The sequence below is a fragment of the Streptomyces sp. NPDC048600 genome, from assembly GCF_055587025.1.
Genome location: NZ_JBVJGZ010000043.1, coordinates 4,089 through 28,200 on the forward strand (window position 1 = coordinate 4,089; position 24,112 = coordinate 28,200).

Here is a 24,112-nt window from a genome sequence, read left to right on the forward strand (position 1 = left end):
AAGGATTTGGGAAGGGGGGGGTGGAGCATTCCTCGTACTGGTAGGGGGAGGGGGGGGGGGGGGGGGCGCCCCCCCCCCCCCCCCCCTCCGTCGTGCCGGGGTCCGTCAGCGCGGCAGGCGGGACGTCACCGTGAACTGGGCGCCGTCCGGGTCGCGGAGCACAGCGTTCTCCGTGTTCCTGCCGAGGACGCTGCCGCCGTTCAGCTCGGCGGCGCGGGCGCAGGCCTCCACGTCGTCGACGGCGAAGTGGACCTGCCAGTGCGGCCGGATCGTGGGGTCAGGGGCGGCCTCCAGCGCGCCCGACTCGATCCGGGCCACCACGTCGCCCCGGCTGCGCAGCACCACCTCGTCGCCCTCGTAGTGCACCTCGCAGCCGCCGGGCCGGGAAGCGGCCCACTCCAGGACCTCGCCGTAGAAGATCGCGGCGTCGAAGGCGTCACGGGTGTGCAGCCGGATGAAGGCGGGGGCCGCGCGGCGCCAGGTCTCCCAGTCGGTGAACAGCTCGCCCTCCCAGATGCCGAAGGTGGCGCCGTCGCGGTCCGCGAGCAGCGCCGCCCGGCCGGGCGGGAAGGAGATCGGGCCGACGGCCGCGGTGCCGCCGCGCTCCTGGGCGCGGGCCGCGGCCTCGTTGGCGCTCGCGACCGCGAAGTACGGCGTCCAGGCCACCGCCATCTGCCACATCGCGGCGACGGCCGCGATGCCCGCGACGGGCGCCTCGCCCACCAGGGCGATCCGGAACTTGTCGCCCAGCTTGGCCGACCGCCACCGCCAGCCCAGCACGGCCGTGTAGAAGGCCTCGGTGGCCGGCAGATCGCGGCTGGTCAGACTCACCCAACAGGGTGCGCCGAACACGTTCTGGGTGGTGACGACCTCCGGGGCGGAGGGGGTCGGATGGTGGTTCATGGCACTCGTCCTGGGTGTCGTAGGCCGGTGGCCCGCGGTCTCCTCCCAGTGTCCAACCGGATCCGCGCCGGGCGCCTGCCGAGGAACCGTTGGCACGGGGTGCTGTCCGGGCGGAGGATGTACGCGTGGTGCACGGAACGGGCGGACCCGCTGACGAGACGGACCGGATCGTTGAGCTGCAGGAGGAGGTCCAGCAGCTCAAGGAGGCCGTCACGTCGCACGCCGTGGTGGACCAGGCGATCGGGATGATGGTCGCCATGGGCCGGGTCGATCCCGAGCAGGGCTGGACGGTCCTGCGGGAGGTCTCGCAGCACACCAACATCAAGCTCCGCGAGGTCGCCGAGCTGATCCTGCTGTGGGGGCGCACGGGGGAGATCCCCGGCGAGATCCGGGCCGAGTTCGAGGCGGCGCTCGACCGCCACGGCCCGACCCAGATCCCCGGTAGCCCGTCCGGGTGAAGAACGGCGTTCGGATGAAGAGCGGCGTTCCCCGCCGGCCACCTCAGCCGGCCTCGGCGAGCAGCTCCTCGCGCAGATGTGCGAAACAGCCGCTGAGCAGCCGGGACACATGCATCTGCGAGATACCGAGCTGCTCGGCGATGGAGCTCTGCGTCATACCGCGGAAGAACCGCAGATAGAGGATGGTGCGCTCACGCTCCGGCAGCGCCTGGAGACAGGGCCGTACGGCGACCCGGTCCACCACCCGGTCGAAGCCCGGGTCCGGCTCGCCGATCGCGTCGCCCAGGGCGTAGCCGTCGGTGCCGGGCAGTTCGGCGTCCAGGGACAGCGCCGAGAAGCAGTCCAGGGCCTCCAGCCCGGAGCGCACCTCGCCCTCGCTGAGGTCGGTGTGCAGGGCTATCTCGGCGACGGTCGGCGCCCGGCCCGGAGTGGTCTGGGACAGCTCCTTCAGGGCCCGGCGGACCCGGTTGCGCAGCTCCTGCACGCGGCGCGGCACATGGAGGGTCCACAGATGGTCGCGGAAGTGCCGCTTGAGCTCACCGGTCACGGTCGGGACGGCGTACGCCTCGAAGGCGTGGCCGAGCTCGGGGTCGTAGTGGTCGACGGCCTTGACGAGCCCGAGGGCCGCCACCTGGTAGAGATCCTCCAGGTTCTCGCCACGGCCGCGGAAGCGGACGGCGATGCGCTCGGCCATGGGCAGCCAGGCCCTGACCAGTTCGTTGCGGAGTTCCTCGCGCTCCGTCCCCTCGGGCAGCCGCCTCAGCCGGTCGAAGGCCTCGGCGGTGTCGGGGGCGTCGTCATGAGGATGCTGCTTCGTTCTGCCGGTGACACGCACGGATGCGCACCTCCCCGATCGGGTGGTGCCGTATGGGGGGCCACCGTGGGAGGTGCGGGCTCGCGGAGACGCCGGGGGCCGACACGTGATTCCCACGGTCGTGCCTCCGGTCCGAAGCACATGGGCCGGATGCCCGCGCCGGGAAAGGATGAAACCTATTTCATGAAAAGTTGTACCTTGAGCGACCGGGCGACCGCGCAGCGGTACCGCGCGAGGGGCGCCCGGCACCGTGCGGCGGGGCGGCGGGCCGGGCGCGGGACGATCGGGGCGGAACGTGATGTGCGGCACGCGGCCGCGAGGCATGGCGGGCCCGTCCGGCGAGTTCTTCCTGCGCAGCGCTTGATCGCCGATCAAGGCCCGGAAATCCCTGGCCACAGCGCATTCTGCTCATTTGACAGTGCGATCGGCGCACGGATAGGAAGCACCCTTGGAAGTCGAGAGGTGCAATGTGTGCGAGCCGAACGTGGTCGGGGACTGGCAGGAGTACGACGAGCATGCCGGTCTGCGCGTCCGCGTCCACCGTCTGGAGCGGGGCGAACCGCCGCGCGGACGTGACGACGCGGCCGAAGGGCTGACCTACTTCAGCCTCCGCGTCACCGTCGAGAACCGTGGCACGGAGCAGTTCGGCATCCATCTGGAGGACGGTCAGATCGACGTGCGCATCGGCGCCGACGGCGAGAGCGCCTTCATCGACTGGCGCAACACCCAGTTCATCGAGGGCTTCGACGTCTATCCGCTGCGCCGCGCCACCGCCGTGCTGTTCGCCGCCGGGCCCGAGGCCTCGCTCGACCACGTGGACGTCCAGATCCAGCTGCGCGTGGACGAGGAGTGGGCCGACCGCCGCATGTGGGTGGGCGGTCTCGGCCTCCACGAGGACGTCCTCGGCGCCCACTCCGGCCAGGGCTGCGGTGTCGCCCACCAGGTGAGCAACTTCCTGCGCGACCAGGCGGAGGAGGGCACCGCCTGAGGCGGGCCCCAGAGGCTGACCGGCCGGACCCGGCGTTCCGTCAGTGCGGGATGCCGTCGATGATCTCGCGGGCGCCCTGCCGCAGCAGCGCCACGGCGACCGAGGTGCCGAGCGTGGCCGGGTCGAGCGGGCCCGCCCATTCGTGGGCGTTCAGCCGGGTCTTGCCGTCCGGGGTGAACACACAGGCGCGCAGGGAGAGTTCGCCCCGGCGGTCGACCTGGGCGTAGCCGGCGATCGGGCTGTTGCAGTGTCCCTGGAGGACGTGCAGGAACATCCGTTCGGCGGTGGCCTCCCGGTGGGTGGCCGGATCGCCGAGGGCGCTCACCGCGTCGATCAGCTCCGCGTCGCCCTCGCGGCACTGGAGCGCGAGGATGCCCGCGCCGATCGGGGGCATCATCGCCTCCGGCGAGAGCACCTCGCTGATCACGTCCTGGCGGCCGATGCGCTCCAGCCCCGACACCGCGAGCAGCAGCGCGTCGGCCTCGCCCGCGGCGAGCTTCTCCAGTCGCCGGTTCGCGTTGCCGCGGAACGGCACGCACTGCAACTGCGGGTGAGTGGCTGCCAGTTGGGCGACGCGGCGGACGGAGGAGGTGCCGACGCGGGTGCCGTCCGGCAACTCGTCCAGGGTGAGCCCGCCCGGGTGGACGAGCGCGTCGCGGATGTCGTCACGCCTGAGGAACGCGGCGAACACGGTCCCCGCGGGCAGCGGCCGGTCGGCGGGCACGTCCTTGACGCAGTGCACCGCGAGGTCGGCCTCGCCGGCCAGCAGCGCGGCGTCGACCTCCTTGGTGAAGGCGCCCTTGCCCTCGACCAGCGAGAGGTCGCCGAGCCACTTGTCGCCGGTCGTCTTCACCGGCACCACCTCGGTGCGCACCCCGGGGTGCAGGGCCGTGAGTTCGGCGCGTACGCGTTCCACCTGCGCCAGCGCCATGGGCGAGTCACGGGAGACGATCCGGATCAGTTCGGGAACGGACATGCGGACACGATAGTGCCCCCGGAGGGGCCCGTCCGACGTATCCCCCCGTTCGGCGGCCGTCGTACGGGATCGTCCACCACAATGGCTCCGTCCCGTGCCGTCGGTCGCGCGCGGGTGCCGGGGCGCCCGGGTCAGACCAGCGGCGCGCTCAGTTCGACCGAGCGCAGCGCCGCCGCGAGGGCCTGTTCGTCGCCGACGTCCAGGGCGGTGTCGGTGAGCTTGATGACATGCTCGTCGCCGTGCGCCAGGGCGCGTTCCAGCACCTCCTCGGTGGTGAGCCGGGCGGGCGGGACGTAGTCCACCGGGGCGTCGGGTGCGTACATCGCGGTGACGGCCGCCGAGGCGGTCCAGGCCGCGCGCAGACTCGGTACCCACAGCTCGCGCGGCAGCGAATCCAGCGTCCGCAGCACGGCGTTGGGGGCGGTGGCCGCGTGCACCAGCATCGTCTCCTCGCCGTGGCCGTGGGTGGCGTAGCGGTGGGTGGCGGCCCGCACGAGCTCGGTGAGCCGTTCCTTCGCGGTGTCCGCATCGCTCACGTCCGTCGCCCAGACCGGCAGCCTGCGGACGGCGGCCAGCCGGGCCGGGAACTCCTCGTCCTCCAGCTGGACCGGTTCGACGCGGTCCAGTGTCTCGGCGGCCCGGTCGGCCCCTGGCGTCGTCATGATTCCGGAGACCGGGTGGTGCTGGGCCGCCCAGTAGCCCAGCCCGTGCGCCAGTTCGGTGCGCCGCGGGGCGGACTCGCCCAGTTCCAGCGCGCGTACGGCGTGGCCGACGCGGATGACCGGGTGGGTGGAGCCGCCGTAGAGGCCCGGGAGCAGACGCGGCCACCATTCGGCCAGGACGTCACGCCAGGGACGTTCCTCCAGGGCCCGGGTGAAGTGGGCGATCCAGTCGGCGGCCCGGCGTGGATCGCCCAGCGCGGAGCGCCAGTTGGCGTCCGTGACCGGTTCGCGCGCTGCCGGGAAGTCCTCCAGCCTGGCCTCGTACAGGTCCAGCCAGCTGTGCAGCGCGTCGGCGCGGCCGCGGGCGGCGAGCGACTCCACCACCATGGGCGCGTGGTTGGTGAGCCGGCCGAGCCGCTCCGGACCGCTGAGGTGCAGTCGTTCCAGGGCCTCTTCGAGTCGGCCGCTCGTGTCGTGGGCGTTCATGCCGTTGATCCTAGAAAGCCTGCCCGCGCGGCGGATCGGACCGTCGGCCGACACCGGACGGGGACTCGGGTCCTAGGACCGGTCCGGCACCCTCCCGCGCGGGCCGTGCGCGCGGGAGGGCCGGGAACTGCCGTACGGGTCAGAGGACTTGGCCGCAGGGCCGGTCAGGCGTACGGGTCGAAGGGGATGCCGGTCGGCTTGGCCTTCGCCAGGTGCGAGGCGAAACTGGCGTCCTTCAGACCGAAGTTGGCGCTGCCGAAGTCGTACGAGACCAGCTTCTCGCGGATGCCCGCGGGGTAGCCGTTCCAGCCGACCAGCGGCGGGTACTGCCAGGTGCGCTCGTGGTTCTCCGGCGGCTCGTCGTTGGAGTTGGCCGCGCGGAAGCAGTGGGTGCTGATGCCGTCCTTGTGGTAAACGATCTTCGGGTGCGTGCCGTCGAAGCGGATGCTCGAGGCGTTGTGCACCGTGAACGAGCCGTGGTTGGACGTCGAGACGTACTTGACCTGGTTGTCCTGCACCCAGACCGCGACATGCTCCCAGTCGTGCCGGTGGCCGCCGATGCTGCTGCCGGACAGCGCCTGGTCCTTCTCGAAGTACAGCCCGTAGAGGATCGCGCACCAGCCGTTGTTGCACTTGTAGCGCGAGTAGCCGTTGGTGTTGTCCAGGTCCCAGGAGTCGCGGCACTGGCCGTTGAGGGCGCCGGTCGGTTTCAGCCCGCCGTTGACCGTGCCGTCGGGACCGATGGCCGGCGTGGAGTAGCAGCCGTCCGTGTCGTAGTCGTAGGCGGGCTGGAACGTCTGCTCCAGGCCGTCCGCGTTGGCGGGCAGCGCCTGCGGGGGCGCGGCCAGGGCGGTGCCGGGAAAGGCGATCACGAGCGCGGCGGCTCCGGCCAGGCCGGTGAGCCATCTCCTGCGGATGCGCGTGGACTTCTGTGACACTGCGTCCTCCTTCTGATGCGGGCGCAGCCGAACGGCTGTGGGGGGAAAGGCAGTTCAGCTTGCCGTCGATTCCCTCCGGCGCCAAGAGGCCGCGGGAGTCACAGTGGTGAAGGACAGATCAACAGGCCGTGTCATACGGCGTCGTCGGGCAGGTCGGCCGAGGACTCCTCGGGAGTGAGGTCGGGCCGGAGCCTGAGCCAGGACGGCTGGCGCAGCAGGCCGGAGCGGGTCCGTGTGCTGTAGCGGACCTCGCCGACCAGGCGGGGTCGCACCCAGTGGGGGCCCCGGACCCGCGGCACGGGGTCGAAGGGGCAGACGTCCGTGGCGTCCGCCCGCAGCAGCGCGGCCAGTTCGGCGCGCTCGGCCTTGCTCCAGCCGGTGCCCACGGCGCCGACATAGCGCAGCCGGCCCGCCCCGCGCTGGCCGAGCAGCAACGAGCCGGGCAGCCCGGTGAGCCGGCCCTTGCCGGGCAGCCAGCCGCCGACGATCACGTCCACGCCCCGCATGTTGCGGATCTTGATCCAGGACCGGGAGCGCACGCCCGGCTCGTAGGGCGAGTCCAGCCGCTTGCAGACCAGGCCCTCCAGCCCGTGGGCACGGGTGGCGCGCAGGGCCTCCTCGCCGTGTCCGACCAGGGCGGCGGGCGTCGACCAGTACGGCCCCCGCAGCGCGAGACCCTCCAGCAGATCGCGGCGGCGCCGGTAGGGCAGACGCAGGAGCGACTCGCCGTCGAGGTGCATCACGTCGAACAGGGCCAGGTGCACCGGCACCTCGGCCGCCATGCGCGCCGCCTTCGCCGGGGCGTGCGCCAGACCCATCCGTGACTGGAGCGCCTGGAAGTCGGCGCGGCCGCCCTCGTCCGGCGCGAGCACCTCGCCGTCCAGGACCGCGGCCGTACCGCCGAGCGCGGCGCCGAGTCCGCGCAGCTCGGGGTAGGCGGCGGTGATCTCCTCGCCGGACCGGGCGCGCAGCGTCACCGTGCCGTCCCCGGGGAGGTAGACCACCGCGCGCTGTCCGTCCTGCTTGGTCTCGTAGGCCCAGCGCGTGTCCTGCGCGGCGGGCGGCAGGGGGCCGGGGGTGGCGAGCATCGGGGCGATCAGCGGCAGGGTCACGGCTTATGGTGTCGACGGGGCAGGAGCCCGGCATACGCGCGCGGCGGCGGGTTCGCCTGAACGGCGTCCTGGCGGGGTGGTGCCGAGGGGATCCGGGGCCGGTCGGGGACGGCTGCTTCCGGACTGGTCAGGGGCGGCTGTTTCCGGGCCGATTCCGGGGCGGTCGAGCCCGCGACGGGCCCGTGAGCAGGGCGTCTTTCGGTCCCGGCCGTACGACTGGCTCGATGCGTGGGGGCGCCCCTCCGTCCGTCCCTACCGTCCAGTACGATCGCGCGGCAGACCACCCGGAGGAGGAAGCATGGCTGGACATCCCCAAGTCGGCGATGTCGTCGAGGACTTCGCACTACCGGACGAAACGGGCGCCACGCGCAAGCTGTCGGAGCTGCTGGCCGAGGGGCCCGTGGTGCTGTTCTTCTACCCCGCGGCCATGACGCCCGGCTGCACCGCCGAGGCGTGCCACTTCAGGGACCTGGCGGCGGAGTTCGCGGCGGTCGGCGCGCGCCCCGTCGGGATCAGCGGGGACGGTGTGGACAAGCAGGCCGAGTTCGCCGGGCGCCACACCCTGGGCATGCCGCTGCTGTCGGACACCGACGGGTCGATCCGTGAGCGGTTCGGCGTGAAGCGCGGGTTCAGCCTCGCCCCCACCAAGCGGGTCACCTTCGTCATCGGGCGCAACCGGACGGTGCTGGAGGTCGTGCGCAGCGAACTGCGCATGAACACCCACGCCGACCGCGCCCTCGCGGCCCTGCGCGAGCAGAACGGCTGACCGCCGCTCTCGCTGCCCTGCGCGGCCGGAACGGACGACCCGGCGCCCCCCACCTCCTTCGCCCGGCCCCGCCGGAACGGCCGGCCCGCAAGGCACTGTGGCCCGTCGGGGTGATCGCTGACACCATCGGGCGTGATCGGTGGCGGCGACCGGCGGAGGGCGGACGGTGGAGCGGGAGACGACGAGCGGGGTCGAGGTGCGTCCGGTGGCGGGGCACATCGGGGCCGAGATCAGCGGTGTGGACCTCACGGAGGAGCTGAGCGAGGAGACCGTCGGGGTGATCCGGGCGGCCGTGCTGCGCTGGAAGGTGGTGTTCTTCCGGGGGCAGCGTCTGGATCACGCCGGGCATGTGGCGTTCGCGCGCCGGTTCGGCGAGCCCGTCGTGCTGCCCCGGCGCGGCAGCGCCTCGCCGGCCGGGGTGCCCGAGATCGAGACGACCGCGGACCGGCTGGAGCTGGGCGGACGCTTCGGGATGGAGCACGAGGAGTGGCTGGCGCGGCGCAGGCACACCCTGCTGCGCGGCTGGCACTGCGACCACGGGGCCAGGGTCGACCCGCCCGCCGCGACGATCCTGCGGGCCGAGACCGTGCCGCCGTACGGCGGTGACACCACCTGGGCCAATCTCGCGGCCGCGTACGCCGGACTGTCCGCGCCCGTACGGGAGTTCGTCGACGGGCTGCGGGCCGAGCACCGGCTCGGCGTCGGCTACCAGCCGCGGCCCGGCGACGACGCCTACGTCCGGCACCTCCTGGACCACCAGGTCGCCACCGTGCACCCGCTGGTCCGGGTGCACCCCGTCAGCGGCGAGCGGGTGCTGTTCGTCAACGGCTACTACGTCGAGCAGATCGAGGGTCTCTCCCGCGCGGAGAGCGCCGCGGTGCTGGAGATGCTGCTGGAGCAGGCGGTCCGGCCCGAGTACACCGTCCGTTTCCGCTGGGAGCCGGGCAGCGTGGCCTTCTGGGACAACCGCGCCACCATCCATCTCGCGCCCGGCGACAACGCCCACCTCGGCTTCCCGCGCACCATGCACCGGGTGATGCTCGCCGGTGAGGTGCCGGTCGGGGTGAACGGCAAGCAGTCGGAGCCGGTCACGGGGACCGAGGCGGGCCGCTGGTGAACGGCCCGGCCCGCGGCGGCCCTCAGTGCGCGCGGTGGCGTGCCGGGCCGCCGTCCCCGGACCGGGCGGGCGGCTCGAACAGGGAGCCCGGGTCCTGGCGGCCGGGCGGGTCGAACAGGGAGTCCGGCTTCTGACGGCCGGGCTGCGGGGTGTGCCGGGCGACGGTGCGGCTCCACTCGCCGTCGCCGAGGACCAGCAGCGGGTCGAGCAGCACGATGACGCTGGCCAGTGCCAGGAAGACGGCGGGCCACAGCAGGGTGGGGAACAGCTGGGCGGCGGCCGAGTCGCCCTCCCAGGTGCCGCCCGGGACACCGTGCACCTCGACGGTGACGGAGGCCATCGCGGCGTAGTACGACCCCGTGATCGCCACGCCCGTCACCAGGCTCGCCCCGAGGGCCGCCCGGAAGCCGCGGACGGTGACCGCGACCCACAGCGCGGCGGTCGAGGCGGCGACCGCGAGGGCGACGGACAGCGCGAACCCGGCCGGGGCGCGGTGGACGTCGCCGTCCAGGCGCAGCGCGGCCAGGACAAGGTAGTGCGTGGCGACGACGCCGAGCCCGAGGGTGATCCCCGCGAGCGGCAGCGTGACGGTGTTCGCGCCCAGATAGCCCACGAGGAACACCCCGATGCCCGCGACCGCGACCGACACGCCGAGGGTCGTCAGCAGCAGCGGGACGTCGTAGCGGACGCGGGTCTCCGTCACGCGGAAGCCCAGCATGACGACGATGTGCGCCGCCCAGACGGCGCTGCCGGCGGACGCGGCACCCAGGGCGAGCCAGCCACCCCTCCAGGAGCGCTTGTCGAGCAGCGACCGTGCCGTGCAGCGCAGCCCCAGGGAGCCGCCCAGACAGGCCGTCAGAAAGGCCGTCACGGGAGTCACCGCACCGTAGCCGAATCCGTCCACTGTGCCTTGCATGTGCCGGCTCCCCCCGGAGTCGTGCTCGCGTTCCAGGCGTAGGTCTACGGCCGAACGGGCCCCCGCGACAAGCCGTTCCGGGCAGCTCCGGGTGAACACTTGACCACGCCGGGTTAACGCCCCCTGTAGGCGGGGGACTTGCACGGCGCTGACCAGCGACGGACCTGTCGTCAGCGGGACTTGAGGGTGCGGTCCAGCAGGTCGAGCAGCGCCGCCCGGTGCCGTGCGTCGGCGTCCGGGTCGTACGCCGCGAGGTCCGCCTGTGTGAAGCCGTGCGGGGCGCCCGGGTACACCTCGCAGCGATGGCGTACGCCCGCCGCGGTCAGGGCCCGCTCCAGCCGCTCGATCTGCTCGGGCGGCAGCGAGGGGTCGGCGTCGGCATGTCCGAAGTACAGCTCGGCGGTGACCCGGTCCGCGACGAGGTGCGGGCTGTCCGGCGCCTCGGTCGCCAGGCGCCCGCCGTGGAAACCGGCCGCAGCGGCCACCCGGTCCGGGTGGTGACCCGCCGTGAGCAGGGCGAGCCGGGCACCCATGCAGTAGCCCGTCACCCCCACGGGTCCGTCCGCCGCCTCGGGACACTCGGCGAGCGCGCGCAGATACGCCGCCGCGTCCGGCATGGACAGATCGGGCGTCAGGCTCCGCAGGATCGGCCCGAGACGCTCGAACAGCGCGCGCTGGGCCGCGTGGTCGATGAACTCCGGCAGCGGCACCACCGGGGCGCGGCCGTGCCGGTGGAAGACGTTCGGCAGCAGCACGGTGTACCCGGCGGACGCCAGCCGGTCCGCCATCGCCCGCAGCGACGGCCGCGGCCCGAACGCGTCCATGTACATCAGCACCCCGGGGTGCGGGCCGCCCTCGGCCGGCCGGACCAGATAGGCGTCGGCGACGCCGTCCCCGGTGGGGATGTCCACGGCCTGTCCCACTACGGCGGTCATGACGGATCTGCCTCTCCGGGCGGTCGGCGGCGTGCTGCCGGGAGTCCTGGACCTACTCGAACCGGGTCGTGTCGCCCGCCCCGTACCGTACGATCTCGGCCTCGCCGCCGGAGAAGTCGATCACGGTGGTCGGTTCGGTGCCGCATTCGCCGGAGTCGAGAACGCCGTCCACCACGTGATCGAGCCGGTCCTTGATCTCCCAGCCCTGGGTGAGGGGTTCGTCCTCGTCGGGCAGCAGCAGCGTGCTCGACAGCAGCGGTTCGCCCAGCTCGGCGAGCAGCGCCTGGGTGACGACATGGTCGGGGATGCGCACGCCGACGGTCTTCTTCTTCGGGTGCTGGAGCATCCGCGGCACCTCCCTCGTCGCCGGGAGGATGAACGTGTAACTGCCCGGCGTCGAGGCCTTGACCGCCCGGAAGACGTCGTTGTCCACCCGCACGAACTGGCCGAGCTGGGCGAAGTCCTGGCACACGAGGGTGAAGTGGTGCCGGTCGTCCAGCTTGCGGATGGACCGGATCCGGTCGATGCCGTCACGGCTGCCGATGCGGCAGCCCAGCGCGTAGCAGGAGTCCGTCGGATACGCGATCAGCGCGCCCGCGCGGACACTGTCGGCGACCTGGGCGATGGTCCGCGGCTGGGGGTTGTCGGGGTGCACGTCGTAGTACTTCGCCATTGTGCGAGCTTATGCCTCGCGCCGGGGCCGTCCGCGCAGCCCCGCCGGGTCCGGCCGGCACGGGGCCGCGGGTCCCTGAGGTAACGTCGCAGCTGACGGGGGCCGTACGACAGACGAGAAGGAGGCGGCATGGCCGGCCTCGAGGGGCGGGACGACGGGCATTCCGTCTGGGCGGACGAACTGCTGGAGCATCTGCGGCCGACGGGCCGCGATCTCGGCCGCGTCGTCGACTGGCTGGCGAGGACGGTGGACGGCACCGTCTGCCTGCGCGGACAGGACGGCACGCTGCTCGCCGGGCGGCCGGTCCCCGTGGACGAGACCCTGACCGCCGAGGTCGCCGCGGGGCGCATCGCCTCCGCCGCGCTGGAGGAGGGCGGGCGCCACCAGCGGCTGGTCCGGGTGGTCCGCACCGGGCCCGAGCCCGACGCCGTCCTGGCCGTGTGCCGCACCGCGCCCTTCGACCGCCGGGCCGCCGACGTCGTCACCCACACCGCCTCGGTCGTCGAACTGCTCCTGGGCGCGGGCGAGAGACTCCAGGCGGCCCGGCGGTTCGACCGGGCCGCCGCCGATCTACGGCTCGCCATCCTCCAGTTGCTCATGGTCGAGGACATCGTCGCGGCCCGCCGGGTCGCCGCGGGCCTGTGGCCGGGCCTGCTGGACACCGACACGGCCTGTGTCTACGTCGCGGAGACCACGCCCGGGGACCGAGACCGTCTGGTCGGGGACTGCCTGGACGTCACCGGTGAACGGGCGCTGGTCGTGCGCTGCCCGGCCGTCGACTCCCATGTGATCGTCGTCGTGCCCGGCGAGGCGGACGGGGCCCGGCTGCGCGACCTGGCGGGCCGCCGCCGCGACACCTTCCTCGGCGGCAGCGCCCGGCACGGCCTCGCCCGGACCGCCCTCGCCTACGGACAGGCCGTCAGCGCGCTCGCGGTCGCCCGCTTCCGCCCGGACCGGGCCGCGGTGTACGCCGAACGCACCCGTCCCGAGCGGCTCATGGACCCCGGCGCGCTGCACACCTGGACCACCCGGCTGCTCAGCCCGCTCGACGGCCTCGCCCACCACACCCGCGCCGACCTGCTCGCCACCACCCGTCTGGGCCTGGAGTTCACCGCGGTCAGCACGGCGAAACTGCTCGGCGTCAGCCGCAACACCGTGCGTGCCCGGATGGAACGCGTCGAGGGCCTGCTGGGCACCGACTTCTCCGACCTCGCCGTACGCGCCGCCGTCCATCTGGGGCTCACCGTCCAGGCCGGACTGGCCGAGACGCCGCGCGCGGACGCCGCCGCGCTCCCGGACCCCTTCGCCGGGCTGCTGGCCGGGCCCGCGCTGCGCGCCTGGGCGCAGGAGCTGCTCGGGCGGCTGGAGGGCGACGGCCGTGACCTGCGGCGCACGGTCCGTGCCTGGCTCGCCGCGGGCGGTAACGCCGAACGGGCCGCACAGCACCTCGGAGTGCACGCCCAGACGGTCCGTGACCATGTGCGCGCCGCCGAGCCCGTGATGGAACGGCAGCTGCTCGCCGCGGGCGGCGACCTGTACGAGGTCGTGCTCGCGCATCTCGCGGTCGGTGACCTCGCGCCGCCCGCGCTGCCCGCCGCGTAGGACGCGCGGCCCGGCGATCCGGGCCGCGCGTAGAACACGTGGCCCGGCGACCCGGGCGTGTTCCGCAGGGCCGCATCCGCCGCGAACCGGGGTCATTCGGACTCGCCTGTGCACAGGTGAGTCCTCCCGCCGCCCGATCGGGCACCGGCACGGTTCACAACCGGGCGGTCGTCCACGTAGGTTCACAGAGCCGCAGGGGCACGACCGGCACGGGGGACCGGTCGGCCCCTCGCGGCAACCCTCGTGACCGGCGCCGGGCGGATCCGCCCGGCGCCGGACCGTCGTCTCAGCCGTCCAGCCGGACCGGCACCTCCTGCCAGCCGTACGCGATGAAGGACGGCACCTGGCGCAGCTCCCCGTCGGCCGGCCGCAGCGCCGGGAAGCGGTCGAACAGCGCGGGCAGCGCGGCGAGCGCCTCCAGCCGGGCCAGCGGCGCGCCCACGCAGCGGTGGACCCCGATCCCGAAGGCCAGTTGCTCGTCCACGGCGCGCCGGGCGTCGAACTCCCCGGCGTCCGGACCGTAGTGCTCCGGGTCGAGTCCCGCGGCGGCGTACGTCGTGATGATCGCGTCCCCGGCCGGGACGGTGACCCCGTCGACCGTGATGTCCTCGACGGCGAACCGCAGCGGCAGCGAGGCGATCGACGGGTGCACACGCAGGGTCTCGTCGACGACGGCCTCCCAGCCGATCTCGCCCGAGCGCACGGCCGCGAGCTGCTCGGGGTGGCGCAGCAGGGCCACCACCGCGTTGCCGATCAGGTTGACCGTCGTCTCGAAGCCCGCGCCGATGACGAGCAGCAGCGTGTGCAGCAGCTCCTCGTCGCTCAGCCGGTCGCCGTCCTCGTCGCGCACCCGGATCAGCTCGGTGGTGATGTCGTCGCCCGGGTGCTCACGGCGGTGGGAGATCAGCGCGCCCAGCACCGTGCCGATCTGCTCCTGCACGCGTGCGGCCTGCTCCGGGCTCTGGTCGGAGGTGTCCATGATGGCGGCGATCAGCCGGCCCGCGCCCTCCCTCAACTCCTCGGGGACGCCTACCAGTTCACAGATGATGCGCATGGGCAGCGCGTGCGCGAGCCCCGCCTTCACATCCACCACCGCGCCGCCGGCCCCGGCCTTGGCCAGGTCGTCGAGCAGCTCCGCGGTGACCGCCGTGACCCGCGGCCGCAGGGCCTCGGTGCGCCGGTGGGTGAAGCTCGGCGCGACGAGCCGGCGCAGCCGGGCGTGGTCGGTGCCGTAGGTGGAGAGCATGTTGACCACGCCCACCCAGCTCAGCACCCAGCCCCAGGAGGGGCGCCGGGCCGTCTCGGGGAACAGCCTCCAGTGCCGGCGGGCGTCCTTGCTGACCCGCGGATCGAGGATCAGCTTCCGCAGAGTGGCGTGGCGGGTCGGTGCCCAGGCGGGGATGCCGCCCGGCAGTTCGACGGGCACGATCGGGCCGAGGGCGCGCAACCGGGCACTCTCGCCGGGGATGTCGGCGCCCAGCGGGTCGAGCCGGATGCGTTCGGACACGGTCACGCGGTCTCCAGACGTGGGGGCGGCGGAAGGCCGACGCCACGGTAGCCACACCCCCCGGCTACTGACCAGTACGCATAACAGGCCATCGCCACAAGGGAGTTGTCGCAAAACATGGTGTCCGGCCGGGCCGGGGCCGACGAACCGGCCGAACTCGGGTGCGGACGGGCGAGGTTAGGGTGATCCGGCCGACCCCCCGAAAGGGAGAACAAAGGAACACCATGGACGACATCGACCGGGCCATCCTGCGCGAGCTCCAGACCGACGGGCGGATCGCCTACGCCGAACTCGGGCCCAGGGTGGGCCTGTCGGCGTCGGCGGCCCGCCAGCGCCTGCAGCGACTGCTGGACACCCGGGCGGTCCAGGTCGTCGGCGTCACCGATCCGATGGCGATGGGCGGACAGGCCATGGCGCTGCTCGGCATCGGTGTCGACGGCGATCCGCGGACCGTGGCCGACACCCTGGCCGAACGCCCCGAGGTGGTCTACTCGGTGTTCACCTCCGGCGGCTTCGACCTGTTCGCCGAGGTCGTCGCCCCGGGCCCGCGCGAGCTCCTCGACTTCGTCAACGACGTCGTACGGCCCGTCGAGGGCGTCGAAGAGGTGCGCTCCTTCCCGTACTTCGGCATCCACACCCATCGGTTCCTGTGGGACGTGGGCTGACCCCTGCCGGCGGAGTCTCCGTGGATAGGATCGCGCCATGACGGCTCCGGAACCGACCATCCTCGCGACCTCGGGCGGCCACCGCAGAGGCCGGCGCACCATGGTGCAGTTCGACTCCCTGGTCCACCACGCAGTGGAGCTCTCCGGCGCGCACGGCCGCCGTCCGCGGATCGTGTACGTCGGCACCGCCGTCGGCGACTCCGAGGTCACCGCCGCCCGGATGTCGGAGGCGGCCCGGGTGGCCGGTTTCGACCTCACGCCGTTGCAGCTGTTCCCCATGCCGAACCTCCAGGACATGGAGGGTGAGGTCCTCGCCGCCGACGTCGTGTGGGTGATGGGCGGCTCGGTCGCCAACCTGCTGGCCGTGTGGCGGGTGCACGGACTGGACCGGATCATGCGCCGCGCCTGGGAGGCCGGGGTCGTGCTCAGCGGGGTGAGCGCGGGCTCCATCTGCTGGTTCCAGGGCGGCACGACCGACTCGTACGGACCCGAGCTGAGGCCCGTCTCCGACGCCCTCGGCCTCCTGCCGTACGGCAACGGCGTGCACTACGACTCCGACGAGGGCCGGCGCCCGCTGATGCACCGGCTCGTCGCGGACGGCACCTTCCCGGTCGCCCACTGCACGGACGACGGGGTCGGCCTGGTCTACCGGGGCACCCGGCTGGCCGAGGCCGTGACCGAGACCCCCGGCAAGGGCGCCTACGTGGTGCGCGCCGAGGGCGGCCGGGCCGTGGAGGAGCGCCTCGAGCCGCGCCTGCTCCCCGCCGCCCCGGACTGACCCCGACCGACCCCGGGTCGCGCACGGCAGCGGCCGTTCCGGCGCCCCGGGACGAACCCGGCCGTCGCCCACGCCGCCCCGGGACGAACCCGGATGCGTCCACCGCCGTTCCGCGCCCCCGGCCTACGGCAGCGGCTGTTCCGCCCAGATGACCTTGCCGTCGGCGACATAGCGGGTGCCCCAGCGCTCGGCGAGCTGTGCGACGAGGAACAGCCCGCGCCCGCCCTCGTCGGTCATCGCCGCGTACCGCAGATGCGGGGCGGTGTTGCTGCTGTCGAACACCTCGCAGATCAGCGTGCGGTCGTACAGCATGCGCACCCGCAGCGGCGCGGCGCCGTAGCGGATCGCGTTGGTCACCAGCTCGCTGAGGATCAGCTCCGTGCCGAACGTCAGCTCCTCGAGGCCCCACTCGGCCAGCCGCCGGGTGACCGCCGCCCGCACCCGGGCGACCGCGGCAGGTTCGGCGGGGACGTCCCACTCGGCGATCCGCTCCGACGGCAGCGCCCGCGTCCGCGCCACGATCAGCGCGATGTCGTCGCCCCGCCGGGTCGGCAGCCGGGCGTCCAGCACCGTCCGGCAGGTCTCCTCCGGCGACGGACCCGCCTGCTCCAGCGCCTCGCGCAGCAGCTCCAGGCCGACGTCGATGTCCCGGCCCCGGTCCTCGACCAGCCCGTCCGTGTAGAGCACCAGCCTGCTGCCCTCGGCGAGCTCCACCTCCGACGTCTCGAACGGCAGCCCGCCGAGCCCCAGCGGGGGACCGACCGTCACGTCCAGGAACTCGACCCCGCCGTCCGGCCGGACCACCGCGGGCGGCGGATGGCCCGCGCGCGCGATCGCGCACCGCCGGCTCACCGGGTCGTAGATCGCGTACAGACAGGTCGCGCCCGTCACCAGAGCGCCGCCGCCCTCCGCCGCCTCGTCCTGGAGCCGGGCCACCAGTTCGTCCAGCAGCCCGAGCAGTTCGTCCGGTGCCAGATCCAGGGCCGAGAAGTTGTGCACCGCGGTGCGCAGCCGGCCCATCGTCGCCGCCGCGTGCAGCCCGTGCCCCACCACGTCGCCCACCACCAGCGCCACCCGAGCCCCGGACAGCGGCAGCACGTCGAACCAGTCGCCGCCGACGCCCGCCTGCGCGGGCAGATACCGGTAGGCGATCTCCAGCGCGGACTGCTCCGGCAGGGTGCGCGGCAGCAGACTGCGCTGGAGCGTCACCGCCATCGTGTGCTCGCGGGTGAACCGGCGCGCGTTGTCGATGGACACCGCCGCCCGCGTCACCAGCTCCTCCGCCAGCGCCTGGTCCTCGTCGTCGAACGGCTCGGGCTGCCGGGAACGCCACAGCGTGACCAGGCCGAGGACCAGCGCTCCCGCCCGCAGCGGCACCGTGATCAGCGAGTGGATGCCGTACTCCAGCACCTGCCCGGCCCGCTCCAGGTCCTGCGCATGCCAGCCGTGCGCCGCGCTCAGATCCCGTTCCAGGACCGACTCGCCCGAGTCCAGCGCGCGGGCCTGCGGCGAGGTGGGCACGAACCGGATGCGCTCGCCCACCGGGTACAGCGGCGCGTCCGGGCGGATGCCGCTGGAGGCCGTGCGGCACAGCTCCGTACCGGCCTCCGGCGGCTCACCGTCGAGCACCGCGCCGAACAGGTCCACCGTGACGAAGTCGGCCAGCCGCGGCACGGTCAGCTCGGCCAGCTCCTCCGCCGTACGCGTCACGTCCAGGCTGCCGCCGATGCGCACCCCCGCGTCGTACAGCAGGTCCAGCCGCTCCCGCGCCAGCTCGGCCCGCCCGGACAGGGCCCGCAGCTCGGTGGAGTCGCGCAGGGTGGCCACGCTGCCCGCCGGGCCGCCGGCGAGGTCGGTGGGCCGCTGGTTGACCGCCAGCAGCCGGTCGCCGACCAGGTGCACCTCGTCCGTGGCCATCCGCGCCGACGCCAGCAGGTCGGCGGTGTCCGGGTCGAGACCGAGGTCGCGCACCTGGCGTCCCTCGGCGTCGGCGGGCAGGTCGAGCAGCCGGTGCGCCTCGTCGTTGGCGAGCAGCAGTTCGCCGTCCGCGCCGACGATGATCACGCCCTCGCGCACCGAGTGCAGCACCGCGTCGTGGTGCTCGTACATCCGGGTCATCTCGTCCGGGCCGAGCCCGTGCGTCTGGCGCATCAGCCGCCGGCTCACCAGCGCGGTGCCGGCCAGCGCCAGCGCCAGCGCGGCCGCCGCGGCGCCCAGCAGCAGGGGCAGCTGCTCGTTCGCGGTGCCGCCCACGCGTTCGGTGGTGATGCCCGCGGACACCAGGCCCACCACCGTGCCGTCGAGTGCCCTGACCGGGACGACGGCCTGTACCAGCCGGCCGATCGTGCCGTCGATCTCCTCGACCACGACCTCGCCGGCCAGCGCGGGTTCGATGTTCCCGACGAACTGCTTGCCGATCCGGTCGGGATTGGGATGGGTGTAGCGGATGCCCTCGGTGTCCGTGACGACGATGAAGTCCACTCCCGAGAGCTCACGCGCGGCCTCGGCGCGCGGTTGGAGCAGGGCGGTGGGATCTCGGGTGGCCAGCGCCGCCGCGGTGCCCGGCGCGTTGGCGAACGTCTGGGCCACGGCGACGGAGCGGTTGCGGGCCTCCGTCGTGGTGTCCACCCGGCTCTGGAGCACCAGGGCCGACACCGCGGCCACCACCAGCAGCAGCACGATGACGAACTGGAGGACGAACACCTGTCCGGCCAGGCTGCGCACGCCGAGCGCGGCGCGCAGCCGCGCGAGGCGCCCCGGACGGGGGCGTCCGGTCACGGTCCGGCGCGGCGGCGGGCGTCCCGCCGCGTGCCGGGCGCCCCGCTCACGCATGGGACGGGCCGGGGCGGGCGGGCGCCCGCCCCCGAGACGGCGGGCCGGCCGTGTTCCGGACCGCCCCGCAAGCCGGACCATGAGCCCTGTCTACTCTCCCGCGGCCCGTGAGGCGAGAGGCGGCACCAGGGACGGTGGCGCCCGGCGGGGTCCGCGCCGACGGCCTCGCGCGCGCGGTCCGGGTCCGCGGCCGGGCGGTCATGCCGGTGCTCCGTCCCCGCCTCGGCGCGCGGCGAGCAGCAGGGCGATGTCGTCGGGGCGGTCGGCGGCGTGCCGCATGGTGGCGGTGAGCCGGTCGGCGACCGACATCAGGGACCGCCCGTCGGGGCGCGCGGCGGGCGCGCCCACCCGGGCCAGGGCGACTCGCAGGGCACCGATCCCGTCGTCGATGTCATGGCCGGGCCGCTCGACCAGACCGTCGGTGTAGAGCGCGAGGATCGCGTGGGGATCCAGCTTCACCTCCGTCACCGGGTACGTGGCGTGCGCGACGACGCCCAGCACCACGCCGACCGGTGTGTCGAGGATCTGTGTACGGCCGTCCGGGTGGCGCAGCAGCGGCGGCGGGTGCCCGGCCCGGGCGATCCGGGCGAGGCCGGTCGCCGGGTCGAGCCATACGTAGCAGCAGCTCGCGAACTGGCCGGGGTCCAGCTCGATCAGCAGCCGGTTGGTGCCGCTGAGCACCTGCTCCGGCGGCCGGTCGTCCAGCGCGAACGCCCGGACCGCGCTGCGCAGCTGGCCCATGGTGGCCGCGGCCTGCACACCGTGGCCCTGCACGTCGCCGATGACCAACGCCATCCCGTCGCCCGCCTCGACGACGTCGTACCAGTCCCCGCCCACGTCCATGCCCTCGGTGCCCGGCAGATACCGCCCCGCCGTCTCCAGCCGGGGGTGCACCGAGAGCCGCCGGGGCAGCAGGGCGCGCTGGAGACCGCGGGCCAGCGCCGCCTCGCTGTCGTAGCGCTGGGCCTTCTCCATGGCGTGCGCGATCAGCCCGGCGAGCGCGGTGAGCACCGTGCGCTCCTCCGGGGCGAAGCTGCGGGGCCGGTCGAAGCCGAGGATGCAGGAGCCCACCGGGCGGCCCGAGGCGATCAGCGGCAGAAACGCGCGGGCGCCCTCCGAGGCGTCCAGCGCTATCCCCGGATAGGCGGCGGCGAGCTGCTCCATCGAGTCGAAGAACAACGGCTGGCCGGTGGTCAGCGTCTCCACGCCGGGCAGCCGGGTGTCCAGGCTCACCCCGTCGTAGGGGGCCAGGAAGCCCTCCGGGAAGCCGGTCTCCCAGGCCAGGTACAGATGCCGGTCCTGGACCAGGTAGATGGCGAGCCGCCGGCCGCCGAAGGCGGGCAGCAGCTCCTGCATCACGACGGCCGAGACCTGGCGCGCGGTGACCGCCTCGGTCAGGGCGATGGCGAGCGTGATGGGGCGGTAGTGCGGGGCGGCCGAGGCGGCGGGCTCCGCGGCGGGCGGCGGGGCGTCCGCGGCCCGCTTGCGGGTGGGCAGCGGCGGCAGCGCGGCGTTCGCCGGCAGCGCGGTCGAGGTGGCCGGCTCGTGGGGCGTCGGCCCGGGAGCGTGGGTCGGTGCCGCGGGCGGGTTCACGGGCGGCCCCGAGGCCGGTGTCGGCGGGGGCGGGGGACCGGGGGCGTGCGTCGGAGCGGGCGGCGGCTCCGCCAACGGGACGGGGGAGTCCAGCAGCCGGTTCGCCGGTACGACCGTGCAGGTCAGGACGTCCGGGCCGGGCCGCACCGAGAAGGCCAGCCAGTCACCCTCGTACGACTGCCGGCCGGGCTCGGGCGGCCGCCGCACATGGAAGTGGACCGCCTCCACGGCGAGCAGCGCCGCCCGCAGATGGTCCTCGCACACCGGCTGCTGCAACCACGGCACGGCCGCCCACAGCGCCCGCCCCACGAGCCGTTCACGGTCCTGGCCCAGCAGGTGTCCGGCGCGCGGGTTGGCGTAGACGACCAGTCCGAGGCGGTCCAGGCAGAACACGCCCTGGGGCAGGAGCTCGGCCGCGGTGTCGGCCACCGGGTCCGCCTCCAGCACCACACCGGCCACCAGCCGCGCACCGGAGGCGGGGCGCAGATCGACCATGCGCAGCGCGCCGTGTGTGATCCGCACCGGCAGCGGACCGGCGGGCGTGAGGCCGCGGGCCGTCTCCCGCAGCAGGGCCAGCAGCCGCAGCGCGTCCCCGCGGTCCACGGCCCGCGCCAGCGCCTCGGCCGGTCCGGGAAGTTCCTGCGGGTCCAGCTCCAGCAGGGTGCGCGCGCCGTCGTCGGCGGTGACCAGGTCGGCGGCCGGGTCCCAGGTGAAGCGGCCCACCCGGGCGGAGCCCAGCGCGGCGGGCGGGGGCCGCAGACACAGCGGGTCCTCCTCCCAGACGTTCGCGGCGCCGGACCGGGACAGCGCGCTCAGCTGCCGGCCGAGGCCGTCCGCCAGTCCGGACAGCCGGTCCCGCTCTGCCAGCAGTTCGGTCACGTCGCCGACGGGCGGCCGCAGTGCCGTCAGCGCGCCGAGGGGCTCCGCGCCCGCCGTGACGGGCAGGGTGATCGATCCGAGCGGAATGGGCAGCGCGGCGGCGAACTGGGGGAAGCGCCGCATCGTTTCCGTCGCGTTCGGCAGCAGCACCTGGACGCCGGAACGGAACGCCTCCGAGACCGGGAACCGCCGGTCCACATGCACCCGCCACCACGGCCGGAACAGCGGGCCCGGCAGCCCCGCCAGCACGGCCAGCCGCAGCACCCCCGGAGCCTCGGAGGGCAGGTACACGGCCGCGACGGTTCCGCGGACCGCGCTGATCGCCTCGGTCGCGACCTCGGCGAGCAGCGCGTCCCGCCGACCCGGCATCCCGCTCTCGGCGCTCCCAGTCATCGGCCCTTACCTCATCGATGTCCCGCCGCGCAGGGACACAGCCAGAATGCCCTGGTACGGCGTGGGGGGCACCTGGGCGGGAGCCGGAGACTTCTGTGTGAGGCTGTCCGTCCGGTCCGCGAGGACCGCGCCCGGGTGCCGCTCCCGGTGCCTACGGGTCGGGCGCCGCGGGTGTGGCTCCTGGTGCCTACGGGTCCCGTGTCCGGATCCGCCCCGTCGACTACTGGCGGTCCAGCGCCGAGCGGGCCACGGCGAGGGCCTGCTCGGCGTAGCCCCGGCCGAACAGCACGGTGTGCACCAGCAGCGGGAACAGCTGGTGCAGCCCGACGCGGTCCGCCCAGCCCGGGGCGAGAGGCGCGGCCCGGTCGTAGGCCTCCAGTACGTCGTCCAGGTACGGGCAGCCGAACAGCCGCAGCATCGCCAGGTCCGTCTCGCGGTGACCGCCGTGGGCGGCCGGGTCGATGAGCCAGGCCTCGGTGTCGTCCGGTGGTGTGCGTGCCGGGTGTGCCGTGTGTGCCCTGTGCGCTGGGCGCGCTGTGTGTGCCGTGCATGCTGTGTGTGCCGTGCGTGCTGTGTTCGCGGCCCACAGCACGTTGCCGTTCCACAGGTCGCCGTGCAGCCGGGCGGGCGGCTCGGGCGGTCCCGCGAGGGCGGGCAGGCGCTCGCACACCGTCTCGATCGTGACGGCCTCGGCCGCGCGGACCGTGCCGTCGTCGACAGCCCGGCGCAGATACGGCAGCACGCGCTGCTCGGCGTACCAGCGGGGCCAGTCGTCCCCGGGGCTGTTCCGCATCGGGGCCGTGCCGATGCAGGCGTCCGCGGGGCCTCCGGGAGGCGGCGCGCCGAACGCCGGGGCGCCCGAGGCGTGCAGCGCGGCCAGATCCCGGCCGAGGCGCGCGGCCGCCTCCCGGGTGGGCGGGCCGGTCCGCACCCGTTCGGTGACCAGCCAGGTGTCGTCGGCGCCGAGCACCGCCGGGACGCGCACGGTTCCCGCCCCGGCCAGCCAGCGCAGTCCGGCCGCCTCCGCCCGCGCCGCGTTCGGACCGTCGCCCCGCTTGACCATCACCGCCGTACCGTCGGCGAGCACGACCTCGGCCGGCCCGCCGGACACCCTCCGTGTCCCGGTCGTCTCCCGCCCGGTCGCCTCCTGCCCGGTCAGCCGCGCGACGACTGCGGCGGGCGCCTCGCGGTCCCTGCGCGCGTCGGTGCGGCGGCTCATGCCGCCCAGGGTACGGGGCCGGTGGGGTGAGGGCCTGGGACGAGGGGCGAGGGACGAGGGGCGAGGGACGAGGTGAGAGGGGAAGGGCCCGGAGCGAGGGGCGGCGGTCGGCGATCCGGGTGTGCCGGGCGCGGGTCGTCACGGGTGAACGCCCCCGCGAGGGAGGTCCTTTGGCAGGATGTCGGTCAGCGCGACACCGCTGCGCCGCACGGTCCGCCGCATCCGTACCACCCCCCGTCCGAACCGCCCCCGATCCACCGTGATCCGCCCGGGAGAGGAGCTCGCTCCGTGCGACGCCCGCTGCTCTATCTCGACGTGGACGGGCCGCTGAACCCGTACGCCGCCAAGCCGGAACGCCGCCCCGAGGGCTACACGACCCATCGCATGGCTCCCGAGGGCTGGCTCGCCCGGCACCCGGTCCGGGAACGGCACCTGGTGCGGCCCCTGCGCGTCTGGCTCAACCCCGAGCACGGCTTACGGCTGCGGGAACTGAGCGAGCTGTACGACCTGGTGTGGGCCACGACCTGGTGCGGCGACGCCAACACCCTGATCGCGCCCGTCCTCGGACTGCCCGAACTGCCGTTCGTCGACTGGCCGGGCATGTTCGACGAAGGCCCCGAGGGCACGTTCTGGAAGACCCGCCATGTCCTCGCGCACGCCGCGGGGCGCCCGTTCGCCTGGGTCGACGACGAACTCCGGGACGCCGACCGCGTCTACGTGGCGGCCCACCATCCCGCCAGCGCCCTGCTGCACCGCATAGACGCCCGCCGCGGCCTGCGCACCCCGGACTTCGGCACGCTGAGGGCCTTCGCCCACGCCCTCACCGGCTCCCCGGACCCCGACCCGACGCCCTAGGCGAAGACGGGGGCCGGCCGGCGCGCGTGTCCGGCCCGCCGAACA

Annotated in this window: 21 protein-coding genes; 8 read left to right on the forward strand and 13 right to left on the reverse strand. The window is 74.1% G+C overall.

Annotation, left to right across the window (positions count from 1 at the left end; translation table 11 throughout):
• Positions 1-105: 105 nt before the first annotated feature.
• A complete protein-coding gene (locus tag ACZ6SQ_RS35545; RefSeq protein ID WP_469569640.1) occupies positions 106-903 on the reverse strand; it encodes a VOC family protein in 798 nt (265 codons plus the stop codon).
• Between the two features lie 125 nt (positions 904-1,028).
• On the opposite strand from ACZ6SQ_RS35545, the gene ACZ6SQ_RS35550 reads away from it, so the two are divergent.
• A complete protein-coding gene (locus ACZ6SQ_RS35550) occupies positions 1,029-1,361 on the forward strand; it encodes an ANTAR domain-containing protein (RefSeq protein ID WP_469569642.1) in 333 nt (110 codons plus the stop codon).
• Between the two features lie 43 nt (positions 1,362-1,404).
• On the opposite strand, the gene ACZ6SQ_RS35555 is transcribed toward ACZ6SQ_RS35550, so the two are convergent.
• Positions 1,405-2,196: a SigB/SigF/SigG family RNA polymerase sigma factor gene (locus ACZ6SQ_RS35555; protein WP_469569644.1), complete on the reverse strand. Its 792-nt coding sequence runs from the start codon at positions 2,194-2,196 to the stop codon at positions 1,405-1,407.
• Between the two features lie 448 nt (positions 2,197-2,644).
• On the opposite strand from ACZ6SQ_RS35555, the gene ACZ6SQ_RS35560 reads away from it, so the two are divergent.
• Positions 2,645-3,163 (forward strand): hypothetical protein, encoded by a 519-nt coding sequence (locus ACZ6SQ_RS35560; RefSeq protein ID WP_469569708.1) that lies wholly within the window; start codon positions 2,645-2,647, stop codon positions 3,161-3,163.
• Positions 3,164-3,203: 40 nt separating this feature from the next.
• Here ACZ6SQ_RS35560 and hemC read toward each other — a convergent pair whose 3' ends face one another.
• From hemC to ligD, 4 genes are all read right to left on the reverse strand, one after another.
• The gene (gene hemC, locus ACZ6SQ_RS35565) at positions 3,204-4,139 is read right to left on the reverse strand and encodes a hydroxymethylbilane synthase (RefSeq protein WP_469569646.1); all 936 of its coding nucleotides are present in this window, start codon (positions 4,137-4,139) and stop codon (positions 3,204-3,206) included.
• Between the two features lie 131 nt (positions 4,140-4,270).
• Positions 4,271-5,287, reverse strand: a complete 1,017-nt coding sequence (locus tag ACZ6SQ_RS35570) for a questin oxidase family protein (protein WP_469569648.1) — start codon at positions 5,285-5,287, stop codon at positions 4,271-4,273.
• Between the two features lie 164 nt (positions 5,288-5,451).
• Positions 5,452-6,225, reverse strand: a complete 774-nt coding sequence (locus ACZ6SQ_RS35575) for an NPP1 family protein (RefSeq protein ID WP_469569649.1) — start codon at positions 6,223-6,225, stop codon at positions 5,452-5,454.
• A 131-nt stretch (positions 6,226-6,356) separates the two neighbouring features.
• Entirely contained in the window at positions 6,357-7,337 is a 981-nt protein-coding gene (ligD, locus tag ACZ6SQ_RS35580) for a non-homologous end-joining DNA ligase (RefSeq protein WP_469569650.1), read from the reverse strand.
• 298 nt (positions 7,338-7,635) lie between these two features.
• Here ligD and ACZ6SQ_RS35585 point away from each other — a divergent pair, with 298 nt between their 5' ends.
• Together ACZ6SQ_RS35585 and ACZ6SQ_RS35590 are read left to right on the forward strand one after the other, a co-directional pair.
• Positions 7,636-8,103 (forward strand): peroxiredoxin, encoded by a 468-nt coding sequence (locus tag ACZ6SQ_RS35585; protein ID WP_469569652.1) that lies wholly within the window; start codon positions 7,636-7,638, stop codon positions 8,101-8,103.
• Between the two features lie 166 nt (positions 8,104-8,269).
• A complete protein-coding gene (locus tag ACZ6SQ_RS35590) occupies positions 8,270-9,220 on the forward strand; it encodes a TauD/TfdA dioxygenase family protein (protein WP_469569654.1) in 951 nt (316 codons plus the stop codon).
• A 22-nt stretch (positions 9,221-9,242) separates the two neighbouring features.
• Here ACZ6SQ_RS35590 and ACZ6SQ_RS35595 read toward each other — a convergent pair whose 3' ends face one another.
• From ACZ6SQ_RS35595 to ACZ6SQ_RS35605, 3 genes are all read right to left on the reverse strand, one after another.
• Positions 9,243-10,136: an MHYT domain-containing protein gene (locus tag ACZ6SQ_RS35595; RefSeq protein WP_469569656.1), complete on the reverse strand. Its 894-nt coding sequence runs from the start codon at positions 10,134-10,136 to the stop codon at positions 9,243-9,245.
• A gap of 170 nt (positions 10,137-10,306) precedes the next feature.
• Positions 10,307-11,071, reverse strand: a complete 765-nt coding sequence (locus ACZ6SQ_RS35600; protein ID WP_469569658.1) for a dienelactone hydrolase family protein — start codon at positions 11,069-11,071, stop codon at positions 10,307-10,309.
• Positions 11,072-11,123: 52 nt separating this feature from the next.
• Positions 11,124-11,744 (reverse strand): L-threonylcarbamoyladenylate synthase, encoded by a 621-nt coding sequence (locus ACZ6SQ_RS35605; protein WP_469569660.1) that lies wholly within the window; start codon positions 11,742-11,744, stop codon positions 11,124-11,126.
• Positions 11,745-11,873: 129 nt separating this feature from the next.
• Here ACZ6SQ_RS35605 and ACZ6SQ_RS35610 point away from each other — a divergent pair, with 129 nt between their 5' ends.
• Positions 11,874-13,346, forward strand: a complete 1,473-nt coding sequence (locus tag ACZ6SQ_RS35610; RefSeq protein ID WP_469569662.1) for a helix-turn-helix domain-containing protein — start codon at positions 11,874-11,876, stop codon at positions 13,344-13,346.
• Between the two features lie 286 nt (positions 13,347-13,632).
• On the opposite strand, the gene ACZ6SQ_RS35615 is transcribed toward ACZ6SQ_RS35610, so the two are convergent.
• Positions 13,633-14,859 carry a cytochrome P450 family protein gene (locus ACZ6SQ_RS35615; protein WP_469569663.1) on the reverse strand — a complete coding sequence of 409 codons (1,227 nt, stop codon included), beginning with the start codon at positions 14,857-14,859 and terminating at the stop codon, positions 13,633-13,635.
• Positions 14,860-15,077: 218 nt separating this feature from the next.
• Between ACZ6SQ_RS35615 and ACZ6SQ_RS35620 the strand changes: the two genes are divergently transcribed.
• Together ACZ6SQ_RS35620 and ACZ6SQ_RS35625 are read left to right on the forward strand one after the other, a co-directional pair.
• On the forward strand, positions 15,078-15,518 hold the full coding sequence (locus ACZ6SQ_RS35620) for an Lrp/AsnC family transcriptional regulator (protein WP_386385846.1): 441 nt from the start codon (positions 15,078-15,080) through the stop codon (positions 15,516-15,518).
• 37 nt (positions 15,519-15,555) lie between these two features.
• A complete protein-coding gene (locus tag ACZ6SQ_RS35625; RefSeq protein WP_469569665.1) occupies positions 15,556-16,296 on the forward strand; it encodes a Type 1 glutamine amidotransferase-like domain-containing protein in 741 nt (246 codons plus the stop codon).
• A 123-nt stretch (positions 16,297-16,419) separates the two neighbouring features.
• Here the strand turns inward: ACZ6SQ_RS35625 and ACZ6SQ_RS35630 are convergent, their stop codons facing one another.
• The 3 genes from ACZ6SQ_RS35630 to ACZ6SQ_RS35640 form a co-directional block, all read right to left on the reverse strand.
• Positions 16,420-19,209, reverse strand: a complete 2,790-nt coding sequence (locus ACZ6SQ_RS35630; RefSeq protein ID WP_469569667.1) for a SpoIIE family protein phosphatase — start codon at positions 19,207-19,209, stop codon at positions 16,420-16,422.
• Between the two features lie 117 nt (positions 19,210-19,326).
• Complete coding sequence (locus tag ACZ6SQ_RS35635) at positions 19,327-21,993, reverse strand: SpoIIE family protein phosphatase (RefSeq protein WP_469569670.1); 2,667 nt, start codon at positions 21,991-21,993, stop codon at positions 19,327-19,329.
• Positions 21,994-22,213: 220 nt separating this feature from the next.
• Complete coding sequence (locus ACZ6SQ_RS35640) at positions 22,214-23,212, reverse strand: fructosamine kinase family protein (protein WP_469569673.1); 999 nt, start codon at positions 23,210-23,212, stop codon at positions 22,214-22,216.
• A gap of 288 nt (positions 23,213-23,500) precedes the next feature.
• On the opposite strand from ACZ6SQ_RS35640, the gene ACZ6SQ_RS35645 reads away from it, so the two are divergent.
• Positions 23,501-24,067, forward strand: coding sequence for a hypothetical protein (locus ACZ6SQ_RS35645; protein ID WP_469569676.1), 567 nt, complete (start codon positions 23,501-23,503; stop codon positions 24,065-24,067).
• Positions 24,068-24,112: the final 45 nt, after the last annotated feature.

Coding starts and splice junctions, on each gene's coding strand:
- ACZ6SQ_RS35545 (WP_469569640.1), bottom strand. CDS start 903: ATGAACCACCATCCGACCCCCTCCGCCCCGGAGGTCGTCACCACCCAG.
- hemC (WP_469569646.1), bottom strand. CDS start 4,139: ATGTCCGTTCCCGAACTGATCCGGATCGTCTCCCGTGACTCGCCCATG.
- ACZ6SQ_RS35570 (WP_469569648.1), bottom strand. CDS start 5,287: ATGAACGCCCACGACACGAGCGGCCGACTCGAAGAGGCCCTGGAACGA.
- ACZ6SQ_RS35585 (WP_469569652.1), top strand. CDS start 7,636: ATGGCTGGACATCCCCAAGTCGGCGATGTCGTCGAGGACTTCGCACTA.
- ACZ6SQ_RS35595 (WP_469569656.1), bottom strand. CDS start 10,136: ATGCAAGGCACAGTGGACGGATTCGGCTACGGTGCGGTGACTCCCGTG.
- ACZ6SQ_RS35600 (WP_469569658.1), bottom strand. CDS start 11,071: ATGACCGCCGTAGTGGGACAGGCCGTGGACATCCCCACCGGGGACGGC.
- ACZ6SQ_RS35605 (WP_469569660.1), bottom strand. CDS start 11,744: ATGGCGAAGTACTACGACGTGCACCCCGACAACCCCCAGCCGCGGACC.
- ACZ6SQ_RS35610 (WP_469569662.1), top strand. CDS start 11,874: ATGGCCGGCCTCGAGGGGCGGGACGACGGGCATTCCGTCTGGGCGGAC.
- ACZ6SQ_RS35620 (WP_386385846.1), top strand. CDS start 15,078: ATGGACGACATCGACCGGGCCATCCTGCGCGAGCTCCAGACCGACGGG.
- ACZ6SQ_RS35625 (WP_469569665.1), top strand. CDS start 15,556: ATGACGGCTCCGGAACCGACCATCCTCGCGACCTCGGGCGGCCACCGC.
- ACZ6SQ_RS35630 (WP_469569667.1), bottom strand. CDS start 19,209: ATGGTCCGGCTTGCGGGGCGGTCCGGAACACGGCCGGCCCGCCGTCTC.
- ACZ6SQ_RS35635 (WP_469569670.1), bottom strand. CDS start 21,993: ATGACTGGGAGCGCCGAGAGCGGGATGCCGGGTCGGCGGGACGCGCTG.
- ACZ6SQ_RS35640 (WP_469569673.1), bottom strand. CDS start 23,212: ATGAGCCGCCGCACCGACGCGCGCAGGGACCGCGAGGCGCCCGCCGCA.